The 11,558-nt window shown below is 58.7% G+C and carries 11 protein-coding genes; 10 read left to right on the top strand and 1 reads right to left on the bottom strand.

Annotated features, from left to right (window positions below; genetic code table 11):
• Positions 1-71 precede the first annotated feature (71 nt).
• Complete coding sequence (locus tag ACFFT4_RS25880) at positions 72-875, bottom strand: DeoR/GlpR family DNA-binding transcription regulator (RefSeq protein WP_378051892.1); 804 nt, start codon at positions 873-875, stop codon at positions 72-74.
• 233 nt (positions 876-1,108) lie between these two features.
• Between ACFFT4_RS25880 and ACFFT4_RS25875 the strand changes: the two genes are divergently transcribed.
• From ACFFT4_RS25875 to ACFFT4_RS25830, 10 genes are all read left to right on the top strand, one after another.
• Entirely contained in the window at positions 1,109-2,131 is a 1,023-nt protein-coding gene (locus ACFFT4_RS25875; RefSeq protein WP_378051891.1) for a Gfo/Idh/MocA family oxidoreductase, read from the top strand.
• A gap of 28 nt (positions 2,132-2,159) precedes the next feature.
• On the top strand, positions 2,160-3,203 hold the full coding sequence (locus ACFFT4_RS25870) for a zinc-dependent dehydrogenase (protein ID WP_378051890.1): 1,044 nt from the start codon (positions 2,160-2,162) through the stop codon (positions 3,201-3,203).
• Positions 3,204-3,377: 174 nt separating this feature from the next.
• On the top strand, positions 3,378-4,892 hold the full coding sequence (locus tag ACFFT4_RS25865) for a xylulokinase (protein ID WP_378051889.1): 1,515 nt from the start codon (positions 3,378-3,380) through the stop codon (positions 4,890-4,892).
• A 13-nt stretch (positions 4,893-4,905) separates the two neighbouring features.
• The gene (locus tag ACFFT4_RS25860; RefSeq protein ID WP_378051887.1) at positions 4,906-5,730 is read left to right on the top strand and encodes a DeoR/GlpR family DNA-binding transcription regulator; all 825 of its coding nucleotides are present in this window, start codon (positions 4,906-4,908) and stop codon (positions 5,728-5,730) included.
• Complete coding sequence (locus tag ACFFT4_RS25855) at positions 5,727-6,701, top strand: shikimate dehydrogenase family protein (RefSeq protein WP_378051886.1); 975 nt, start codon at positions 5,727-5,729, stop codon at positions 6,699-6,701. The genes ACFFT4_RS25860 and ACFFT4_RS25855 overlap by 4 nt, the downstream gene beginning before the upstream one ends.
• A complete protein-coding gene (locus tag ACFFT4_RS25850; RefSeq protein ID WP_378051885.1) occupies positions 6,698-7,297 on the top strand; it encodes a glucose-6-phosphate isomerase in 600 nt (199 codons plus the stop codon). Before ACFFT4_RS25855 ends, ACFFT4_RS25850 begins: the two co-directional genes overlap by 4 nt.
• 6 nt (positions 7,298-7,303) lie before the next feature.
• Positions 7,304-8,248 carry a phosphoglycerate dehydrogenase gene (locus ACFFT4_RS25845; protein WP_378051884.1) on the top strand — a complete coding sequence of 315 codons (945 nt, stop codon included), beginning with the start codon at positions 7,304-7,306 and terminating at the stop codon, positions 8,246-8,248.
• A gap of 30 nt (positions 8,249-8,278) precedes the next feature.
• A complete protein-coding gene (locus ACFFT4_RS25840; protein ID WP_378051883.1) occupies positions 8,279-9,601 on the top strand; it encodes a hypothetical protein in 1,323 nt (440 codons plus the stop codon).
• A gap of 150 nt (positions 9,602-9,751) precedes the next feature.
• A complete protein-coding gene (locus ACFFT4_RS25835; protein WP_378051882.1) occupies positions 9,752-10,159 on the top strand; it encodes a cupin domain-containing protein in 408 nt (135 codons plus the stop codon).
• 66 nt (positions 10,160-10,225) lie between these two features.
• Complete coding sequence (locus ACFFT4_RS25830; RefSeq protein WP_378051881.1) at positions 10,226-11,395, top strand: Gfo/Idh/MocA family protein; 1,170 nt, start codon at positions 10,226-10,228, stop codon at positions 11,393-11,395.
• Positions 11,396-11,558: the final 163 nt, after the last annotated feature.

The raw sequence follows: 11,558 nt of genomic DNA, 5'->3' as shown, positions 1-11,558 counted from the left end.
CGGGTAGAGCGCAGAGAGGGACGACCGGCGTGCCTGCCGTCGTCCCTCTTTTTGCGCGATGCGCGCGGCTGTTATTTGGCTACCTCTGCAAGATGAACGTCGATCCCGGTTTCGGAAATCTCCTTCAACAGAGCCGAATCGACGTTGTCGTCCGTGACCAGCGCATCGATGTCGGAGGGCGGCGCGAATTGCACAAACGAGTTTTTGCCGATTTTGCTGCTGTCGCACAAGACGATGACTTGAGTCGCGATCTGCACCATCGTTTTTTTGATCTCCGCCTGGTTGATGTCGGGCGTCGTGCAGCCCTTCTCGGCGCTGAAGGCGTTCGTGCCCAGGAACACCTTGTCCACGTTCAGCTCGGAGAGCAGCTTGACGGCGAACGGACCGACCGTGCAATGGAAGTTTCTGCGCAGGGTGCCGCCGATAATGACGACGTTGACGCCCTCGAACTTCTCCAGAACGGAGGCAATCTCGATATCGTTGACGATAACCGTGACATTTTTTTTGTGGAGCAGCCTTTTGGCCATTTCCAGCGTGGTCGTGCCGGTATCGAGAACGATAATATCTCCTTCCTCGACCCATTCGACGGCTTTTCTCGCAATGGCTTCTTTCGCGGGGACGAGCTCCACGTTTTTACTGTTGCTGTCCATTTCGAATCCGACCCGGATGGCGCTGCTCGGAATGGCGCCGCCATGGGTTCTCTTGATCAAGCCGGCCGCCTCGAGATCGCGCAGGTCGTTGCGGATCGTAGCCGGAGACATTTTGAAATAGTCGATCAGCTCGGGAACGAGCACCTTCTTTCGTTCGTTAACCAGCTTAACGATCGCTTCCTTCCTTTCTTCGGCAAATAAAATATCCGTCGCATTCTCGTTCATTCTCCTACCGCTCCCTGTCCCTAACCATGTTGTTTTAATCATATCATTTATTATCAATTGCGCACAATATGAAGCGAAACGAGTCGAAAGGGTTGTTTTTGCTTATTTTTCTATCTCGTCGTTCGGCCGTTCTTCAAATAAAAGCGCTTTATTTCTATTGACAAGGCCCTAATTGTTAAAATATGATTGTAAAAGATAATAAATAATAACAAAAAGAAATGAGGAGCATGGGGATGAACAACCGGAAAGTCGGCGTGTGCGTCATCGGTTCCGGGAGAGCCGGCATGATTCACGCCCGGAATTTCCGCAGCAGCGTGCCTTACGCCAAGCTGGTCGCGGTAGCGGACCCTCATGAGCAGACAGCTCGGGAAGCGGCGCGGGAACTCGAGCTGGACCATGGGTATACCGATTACAGGCAGGCGTTGATGAACGATGCCGTCGATGCCGTCGTCGTCGTAACGCCGACCGTGTATCACAAAGAGATTGTCGTAGCGGCTGCGCGGGCGGGGAAGCATGTGCTGTGCGAGAAGCCGATGGCGATGAACCCGGAAGAATGCGAGGAGATGATTCAGGCCTGCGCCGAGGCAGGGGTGAAGCTGCAGGTCGCTTTCATGCGCCGCTTCGACGAGAGCTTCCTCGAAGCGAAACGTCAAGTGGAGGAAGGCATGATCGGGGACGTTGTGCTGGTGAAGTCGTTGACGAGAGGGCCGAGCACGCCGCAGCCGTGGATGTACGATCTGAAGATGAGCAACGGACCGTTGGCGGAAGTGAACAGTCACGATATCGACACGCTCAGATGGTTCCTCGGTTCGGAGTTTTCCTCGGTATACGCCATAGGCGGCAACTACAGAAACAAGGACGTCGCGGACCGGTATCCCGATTTTTACGACAACGTCGTCCTGACGGGGAGCGCGCGCAACGGCAAGCTGGGCGTCATCGACGGGGCCGTGTCGGTAGGGTACGGCTACGACGCCCGGGTCGAGATTCTCGGAACGGAAGGCGTTATTTTTATCGGACAGACGCATGAGAAGACGCTCGTAACCGCGAACGGCGGCAAGCAGCTGACGCGGCCGTTCATGAACAGCTGGAGATCGCTGTATAAGGATGCCTACTTGGCGGAGGATACGCATTTTATCGCGTGCATTCTCGAGGATCGTCAGCCGAGGGTGGGCGGAATCGACGGGAAAATGGCCGCGGCGGTCGTCCATGCGGGGAACGCCTCCCTGGCTCGGAAAGCGATTGTGCAGCTGGAATAAGCAGAACAGCGAAGGGGAGTGCGGGAAAATGCGGGCGGCGCGAATGTACGGCGTGAACGATGTGCAGCTGGTTGAAGTGCCCAAGCCGATCATCGGAGACGACGAATTGTTGGTGAAGGTCAGAAGCGCCGGAATTTGCGGCACGGATCTGCGGATGATCCGCGGCGGCTTCGCCGGAATCGGCGCGGAGACGCCAAGGACGCTGGGACACGAGATCGGCGGCGTCATCGCGGAGGTCGGGAGCAGGGTGGCGCATTACCGGGTTGGCATGCGCGTAGGCGTCGCGCCGAATATGGGCTGCGGCATCTGCGACCGCTGCGTCCGGGGCGACCAGCATCTGTGCGGCGAGTACGAAGCGCTCGGCGTCCAGATGGACGGAGGCTTCGCGGAGTATGTGAGAATTCCCGCGAAAGCGGTCGCCTTCGGCAATGTGGTCGAATTGGCCGATCGGGTGTCCTTCGACGAAGCGGCGATCAACGAGCCTTTATCGTGCGTGTATAACGGAATTTTGCAATGTCCGATCGCGGCGGGGGACGACGTGCTGATTATCGGCGCGGGCCCGATCGGGCTGATGTACGCGCAGTTGGCCAAGATGTCCGGGGCCGGGCGCGTAATGGTCGCGAATCGTTCTCCGGAACGGTTGCGCTTGTGCAGGGAAATCGACGACGCCTTCCTGCCCCTGGAAGCGGACACGCTTCGCGAACGCGTCATGGAGCTGACCGGAGGCAGAGGAGCGGACGTGTGCGTGACCGCCAATTCGTCCCCGGAGACGCAGCAGACGGCGATCGAGCTGGCGGCCATGCACGGGAAGATCAATTTCTTCGGCGGTCTGCCCAAGGATCGTCAAGTCGTCGGCCTTAATACGAACGACATCCATTATAAGCAGCTTGTCGTGACGGGATCCACGAAAGCGAACAATCATCATTTTCGCAAGACGCTTCAGTTTATCGGCAGCGGGATCTTGAACGTCGAGAAGCTGATCACGGCCAGATACCCGATCGAACGGGCCGAAGAAGCGATCGGGCACGCGATGAGCCTGCAAGGGGTCAAAACATTAATCGTATTCGACTAGGGCGTGTATGCATACTCCGAGGACAGCAGATGTTGCCGAATTTTCGTTCCATGCAAGGAACTTTTGTGAAGACGTACCGGGGGTACGTCAAAGGGTCGCAGCAGGGGGCGAAAAGGCGATGAAAGATGCCCCTGAGCGGGTTTGCATACACGCCCAAGAGCGGGGGAGGACGGAATGCCCTATTTCATCGTAGCGGATATCGGAACGCAGGGGACGAAGACGGCGGTCGTGGACGAGAAGGGACGGATGGTCTCTTCCGCGTTTTACCCGTCCGAATTGAAGAAGCAGCCGGGTGGACGCGTGGAGCAGGACCCGGACGAGATGTTCCTCTCGGTTGTGCGGGGAATGCGGGAGGCGCTGGCGTTGTCGAGGATAGCTGCGGACAACGTGGCGGCGATCGCGCTGGACGGGCAGATGGCCGGAATTCTCGGCATCGACGAACGAGGGAACGCGGTTACCCCTTACGATTCCTGGCTGGATACGCGCTGCGAAGCGTACATGCCGCGAATCAAGGCGTGGGGCGAGGACGAGATCGTCCGCATCACGGGCTGTCCCGTTACCTACTCGCACGGTCCTAAAATACTGTGGTGGAAGCACGAGCGTCCGGACGTCTACCGGCGAATCGCCAAGTTCGTCGTTCCGAGCGCGTTCGCGGCGGGGAGATTGGCCGGGCTGCAAGCCGATCAAGCCTACATCGATTATACGCATTTGCATTTCTCGGGATTTGCGGACACGGGCAAGGCCGAGTGGTCCGACGCGCTATTGAAAGCGTTTGCGGTTGAAAAGGGGAAGCTCCCGCGGATCGTCGCCCCGTGGGAGAAGATCGGGCAGCTTGCGCCGCTGTACGCGCAAGAGACGGGATTGCTTGCGGGCACGCCGATCGTCGCCGGATGCGGGGATACGGCGGCGGCTACGCTGGGCGCCGGCATCGTCAAGCCGGGACAGCTGTTCGACGTGGCCGGAACGGCGTCCGTGCTGTCCTGCTGCGTGCGGGGCTACCATCCCGACGCAGAGAGGAAGACGCTGATATACGCGCGCTCGGTCGTTCCCGATCTGTGGACGCCCCTTGCCTACATTAATGGGGGCGGGCAATGCCTGGCCTGGTTCCGCGATCAATGGAACAAGCGGGAGGACGGGGCGGAGCGCTCCTTCGACGATTGGAACCGATTGGCGGCGGAGGTGGCGGCGGGGAGCGACGGCTTGCTGTTCGTCCCGCATTTCGGCGGCCGGGTCTGTCCGAACGATCCCGATTTGCGTGGCAGCTGGCTCGGTCTGGAATGGGCTCACGATCAGAGCGCGATGTACCGTTCGATTCTGGAGTCCGTGGCGTACGAATACCGCTATTATTTGGACACCCTGGAGCGTCTGGCCGGCGACGTGGCGTATTCCCGCGTAACGGCGGTCGGCGGCGGGGCGCGCGGACAGCTGTTTAATTCGATCAAAGCGGACGTGCTGGGCATTCCGTACGAAACGCTGAAGGTCAACGACACGGCTCTGATCGCGAATGCGGTAATTGCCGGCTACGGCGTGGGCCTCTATCGGAATTTGGGAGACACGGCGCAGCGGTTCGCCGTCGCGGATCGCGTCTACGCGCCCGATGCCGCCAACCGGGCGGTGTACGAACGGAATGCCGAACGTTACCGCATTGCGATCGACGGACTCGGGGAGCTCTATCGGAAGCTGAAATGACGGAGGGATGGAAGTGGAGCCGAACGCCGCGCGTGAGCCGCTGTTCGCGGAGGAACGGAAGATCGCCATTATGGAACGCGTCAGAGAGCGGAAGAAAGTGCTCGTTCACGATCTCGTCGACCGCTTGCGCGTATCCTCGGCAACGGTGCGCAGCGATCTGCGCGAATTGGAGCAGTCGGGCTTGATTCGGCGAACGCACGGCGGCGCGATTGCGGCGGACGCGGCCAAAGCCGGCTTCGAGCCGGACAGCCAGCTTAAGGAACGCGAGAAAATCATTCAGAAGAGAACGATCGCCGCGAAGGCGGTGGAGTACATCGAGGAAGGCGACACGGTCATTCTCGATACCGGCACGACTACGCTGGAGATGGCGAAGGCGATGAAGGACAAGCGGAACGTAACCGCCATCGTGAACGATCTGGAGATCGCGAAATGTCTGGAGCGCTGCCCCGGCGTTCAGGTCGTCATGGTGGGCGGCGCTCTGCGCAGAAACTTTCGCTGCACCGTCGGCCCGTTTGCCGTTCACCTGCTGGAGGGGCTCAATGTCGACAAAGCGTTCCTGGCGACGAACGGCTTCAGCATCGAGAAAGGCTGCACGACGCCGGATATCGCGCAAGCCGAAGTCAAGAAGACGATGACGGAGGTGTCCGCGCAGGTCATTTTACTGTGCGACAGCAGTAAGATGGAGACGACTTCCTTCGTTCAATTCGCGCCCGCTTCCAGGATCGACCTGATTGTTACGGACGGAGGGATTGCCCCCGCAACGTTAGCCAAGCTGGCCGCGCACGGCTGCGAAATCATCGTCGCGAACGAAGAGCACAAGGAGGAGAACCAGCTATGAAGCTGCCCAACCCGGCGACCCGGCCGACCTTATACTTTATTGGCGTCACGACGGGCCAATCCTCGATTATGAAGCTGTTCCCGCTCTGGGCGGAACAGCTCGGCCTGCGCGATGCGCAGATCAAAGGCATCGATATCGCGATACACGCCGAACCGGAGCTGTACAGAAGGTGCGTTGAGTTTATCAAGAACGATCCGCTGTCGCTCGGCGCGCTGGTGACGACCCACAAGATCGATCTGTTTCACGCGGCGTCCGATCTGTTCGACGAGATCGATGCCTACGCCGCGATGTTCGAGGAGGTGTCGAGCATTTCCAAGAACGGCGCGGCGCTGGCGGCTCATGCCAAAGACCCGATCTCAAGCGGGCTGTCGCTCGAAGCGTTCGTTCCGGAAGAACATTGGACCCGAAGCGGCGGACACGCGATGATCATGGGCGCCGGCGGAAGCGCGCTGGCCATCGCCAGCTACTTGACGAAGCCGGAGCACGGCGGCAACGTGCCGGAGACCATCGTCATTACGAACCGCAGCCCGGAGCGGCTTAAGTCCGCGCGGGAGCTGCTCGGCCGGATCGATACGCCCGTCAAGTTCGCTTACCGGCTTTGCCCCGATCCGCAAGACAACGACGCCGTTCTGGCCGGGATGCCCGCAGGCTCGTTAATCGTTAACGCGACGGGGCTCGGCAAAGACCGGCCCGGTTCGCCGCTTACCGACTCGGCCGTGTTCCCCGAGCAAAGCCTCGTATGGGAATTGAATTACCGCGGAGAACTGGACTTTATGCATCAGGCGCTCAGGCAGCGGACGGACAGGCGGCTTCATGTGGAGGACGGATGGATTTATTTTATCCACGGGTGGACGCAAGTTATTGCCGAAGTGTTCCACAGGCCGATAGAAGGCGAGACGTTCGACAGACTGGAGCGCGTTGCGATGAATATGCAGGCGTCGGGCCGGACGAATAGAGGTGAAAGCAAATGACAACGCAGGCGAACAATGGAAACGCAGGCCATCCGCTTGCTCCTTTTTCCCATTATTTCAGCTTGAACAACGGATTGTCGGATACCGCGCCGTCTCTTAAGCGCTACTTGTCGAAAATGGCGGGGATGTATGCGGACGATGCGGCATTCCGCGAACGGTTGCAGCGGGAGGATACGCTCGTCTACGAATTTCACGAGCTCGGCGTGCCGGAGGCCGCGGGCAACCTGGCTTTCGGAACGAGCATCGTGTACCCGGGCAAAATCGGCGACGAGTATTTTATGACGAAGGGGCATTTTCATACGATTCTCGATACGTCGGAGGTCTACTACTGCATCGGGGGCAAGGGACTGATGCTGATGGAAAATCCGGAGGGCGAATGGGACGTCCGGGAATTCTCGCCGGGGACGGCCGTCTACGTGCCGGGGAGATACGCGCATCGCAGCATCAATACGGGCCATGAACCGCTGATCACCTTCTACGTTTTCCGGGCGGACGCGGGCCACGATTACGGCACGATCGAGACGAAGGGCTTCCGTAAAATCGTCGTCGAGCAAGACGGCCGGCCCGCCGCGATCGACAATCCGAAATGGAAGTGAACGCAGATGACCAAAATCGTCGTAACGCCGAGATCCTTCGCCAGGCACAGCCGGGAGCCGCTCGATATGCTGAAGCGCCAAGGCTACGAGGTGGTGCTTAATCCGTTCGGGAGAATTATGACGAAAGAAGAGATAGGCGGGCTGATCGCGGACGCGGACGCCGTGATCGTCGGCGTCGATCCGCTCGACCGGGAAGTGCTGGAGAAGGCGGAGCGCCTGAAGGTGATTTCCAAATACGGCATCGGCACGGACAATATCGATACGTCTTTCGCGCAGGAGCGCGGCATTGCGGTAAGCGTCGCGGCGGGCGCCAATACGGACGCCGTCGCCGATTATACGTTCGCGCTCATGCTCGCCGCCGCCCGCAAGCTGACGGTGATCGACCAAGAGTGCCGCAAGCGCAACTGGACCAAGCTGACGACGCTGGACGTCTGCCATCGGACGCTCGGCTTGCTCGGCATGGGGAACATCGGCAAAGCGGTAGCCCGCAGGGCGGCCGGCTTCGATATGAAGATCATCGCGTTCGATACGATTCGCGACCCGGCGTTTGCCGAAGCCAACGGCATCGCATATGCCGAGCGGATCGAGGACGTGCTGCGGACGGCGGATTTCATCAGCCTGCACCTGCCGCTGAACGAACGCACGCGCCATATGATCGGCCGGGCGCAGTTCGCGATGATGAAGCCGACGGCCGTTCTCGTCAATACGGCCCGGGGCGGGTTGATTGACGAGGAGGCTTTGTATGAGACGCTGAAGGCCGAGGCGATCTGGGGGGCGGGGGTCGACGTGTTCGAAGAGGAGCCGCCCGGCAACGCCGCTTTGCTGGAGCTGGACAATCTGATCATCGGTTCGCATTGCGCGGCTTCGACGGTAAGCGCCGTCGACAACATGGGGCTGATCGCTTCGCGAAATGCCATTCATGCCATCGAAGGCCTGCAGACCGCGCAATAAGTGTGGAAAACGACGAGGAGCGTGAAAAAAATGAAGGCTCGGCTGGCGCCCGTATATTTTGAAGAGGGAATCAATCGGCAGGAGTTCGACGGGCAATTGGGCACGTTAACGTCGCTGCTGGCGGATGAGGCGGAGTTTCTGCCGCCGATTGCGCTTGGCGCGCCCATTCCCGCGGAAGCGGACGCGGTCGTCTTCCCCCAATTGGTCGGGGAGGCTTACCGCCAACTGCAACGCTTCAAGGAAATTCAAGTGCCGATGCTTGTCGTCACCTCGGAATTCGGCACGATGGCGATGTGGGACTGGGAGATCGTAACCTTCCTGCGAGCGGAAGGCATCGACGTGTTCGCGCCGTATCGGCTCGAGCAGACCCGGACCCTTTGCCGCGCGCTCGGCTTTAAGCGGGACATGCGGCGCACGAAATTTCTCGTGTTCCAGGACAATCCCGGGGAGGGCATGCAGGCCAGCATCTTCAAGCGATTTTTCTGGTGGGAAGACGAATGCGTGCAGCGTATCCAGGACGCCTTCGGCATAAGCGTCGTCAAGAAAAGCTTTAAGCAGCTGGGCGCCGAGGCCAAGCGGATTTCCGACGCCGAGGCCGAGGAGGTGCTGCGGCAGTGGGAGATTCCGGCGGAGGGCGTCACGGCCCGGGCGATGAACAGCGCGGTTAAGCTGTATGCCGCGGTCAAGCGCGAGCTCGATCTGGACGACCGGATTCGCGGCGTAGGGATCAATTGCCTGAACGAATCGTTCCATTCGGATACGACGCCGTGCCTGGCCTGGAGCATGCTGTACGAAGAGCGGGGCATTATGTGGGCGTGCGAAGGCGACATTTTATCCTTGTTGACCAAGTATATTCTGCACAACACGCTGCAGGCGCCCGTCATGATGAGCAATCTCTATCCGTTCCTGATGGGAATGACGGCGCTTAAGCACGAGAAAATCCCCAGCTTCCCGGACGTCGCCGAGCCGGAAAACCATTTGCTGGTCGGCCATTGCGGCTTTTTCGGCCTGATGCCGAAATCGTTCGCCGCCGACTGGAAGCTGAAGCCGAAGGTGCTCGGCATCGTCGACGACAACGCCACGGCGGTCGATGCCAGATACTCGCTCGGGGATTTGACGATCGCCCAGTTCCATCCGACGCTGACGAAGATGATTGCCGTGAAAGGCGACTTGATCGACTATGCGGGTTATCCCGGCTCGGACTGCCGCAATGGCGGCGTCATTCGCGTTGGGGACGGCCACAAGCTGATGAGCTCGCTGTATTCGCATCACGGATGCTTCATCCCGGGCCGCAAAGAGGATGAGCTGGTCTTGGTCTCGCGGATTCTGGGGATGGGATTGGAAAAGGTCTAACAATAATAAAAATTAATAATCAATAATATATAAAAACATATTGATAATGTAACCGCTTTATAATATATTAAAAACAAAATAAAACAATAAATGATAGTTGTGGGCAGCGTTGAAAGTGAAACACCAAATATATGGACGAGGTGATTGGGAATGGCTTATGTAGCAAGAGGAAGAAACGACGTTGTCAACTATCCGGTGGAGGATTGCCATGACGGACAGGGAACGATTTTCGTCCGCCAGGTGCTCGGTTACGAGCCGCTGCTGCCCGTTCCGGGCAATCCGGGCGACTTCGATTCGCTGATCAACTTCATTCACGAGACGACGCTGCCTCCGGGCACGAGCATCGGCCTTCATCCCCATGAAGGCAACGAGGAAGTGTATATCGTCACCGAAGGCAAAGGCGAAATGACGGTCGACGGCGAGAAGGTTCCGATGGAGCCCGGCACCGCCTGTCTGACCAAGAGCGGCAGCAAGCATACGTTCCGCAATGTGGGAGACACAGACTGCCGGATTATCGTCATCGAGGCGGTGTTCGACGCGAAGGATAAGAAGAAATAAGTTGTTCGTTCCTTTTCTTCGGTCTTCTGATCGCGTTCACGCCATAGAGGGAGGATAAGAGGGAAGATGAGAGAGCTCAACGTTGCGTTGATCGGCTATAACTTTATGGGCAAGGCGCACAGCTATGCGCTGGACAACACGGACTTTTTCTTCAAAAACGGCGTCAAGCCGGTGAAAAAGGTAATCGTGGGACGGACGGAGCATCTGGTGAAGCAGGCCGCCGACAACTTCGGCTGGCAGGAATACGCGACGGATTGGCGGGAGGTCGTGAACCGCGGCGACATTGACGTCGTCGACATCGCCACCCCGACCATTTCGCATATGGAGATTGCGATAGCTGCGGCCCAGGCCGGCAAGCACGTATTTTGCGAGAAGCCGTTGGCCATGAATGCCGAAGAGGCGAAACGGATGCTCGACGCGGCGCGGCAAGCGAAGGTCGTCCACATGCTCGGCCACAATTACCGCAGAGTTCCCGCCATCGCTTTGGCCAAGAAGCTGATCGAGGACGGCAGGCTGGGAGAGATCTATCATTTTCGCGGCGTCTATTTGCAGGATTGGCTGCTCGATCCGAATTTCCCGACAAGCTGGAAGCTCGATCGGAAAATTGCGGGCTCCGGTCCCCATGGCGATCTGAACGCGCACATTATCGATCTGGCCCGCTATCTGGTCGGGGAGATCGATCAGGTCGTCGGCATGGACAAGACGTTTATCGCGCAACGTCCGAAGGTGCAGGTGAACGAACAGCTCAGCGGGAATCTGACCGCCCAGGGCGATCAGAGCCAGCTCCAGGAGGTTACGGTCGAAGATGCCGCGGCGTTCCTGGCGAAGTTCGCGGGCGGGGCGCTGGGCACCTTCGAAGCGACGAGACTGGCCGGAGGCCGCAAAAATCACGAGCGCATCGAGATTAACGGAAGCAAGGGCACCCTCGCGTTTAACTTCGAAGCGATGAACGAGCTCGAATTCTGGTCGAAGGAAGACCCGGTCGAGATTCAAGGCTTCCGCAAAATTCTCGTCACCGAGGACGTTCACCCGTACATCGGCGCCTGGTGGCCGCCGGGCCATATTATCGGCTACGAGAATACGTTCGTGAATCAGTTCGCCGATTTCTTTAATGCCATTAACAAAGGAACGGGCTTAACTCCGGATTTCCATGACGGCTGGATGAACAACAAGGTGTTGGACGCCGTCACCCGCTCGATCGCGTCCTCCAAGTGGGAGCGCGTCGACGGAGAGTAACAGGTTGGTATAACACTAGGCCTAGCTGCGGATCATCCGGTTTCGATACCGGATGATCCGTTTCTTTTCTGCGTGGATAATCTAATAGCGGGAAAGTGGCAGAGAGCGGTTGTCCGTGTTCAGTTTGCCCTATATAATAGGTGGCATCGCGGCACGGTTTCCG

Source organism: Cohnella cellulosilytica, from assembly GCF_042431195.1.
Classification (GTDB): domain Bacteria; phylum Bacillota; class Bacilli; order Paenibacillales; family Paenibacillaceae; genus Cohnella; species Cohnella cellulosilytica.
Note: the sequence above shows the minus strand (reverse complement) of the source record. Positions and strands in the feature narration are given on the sequence as shown.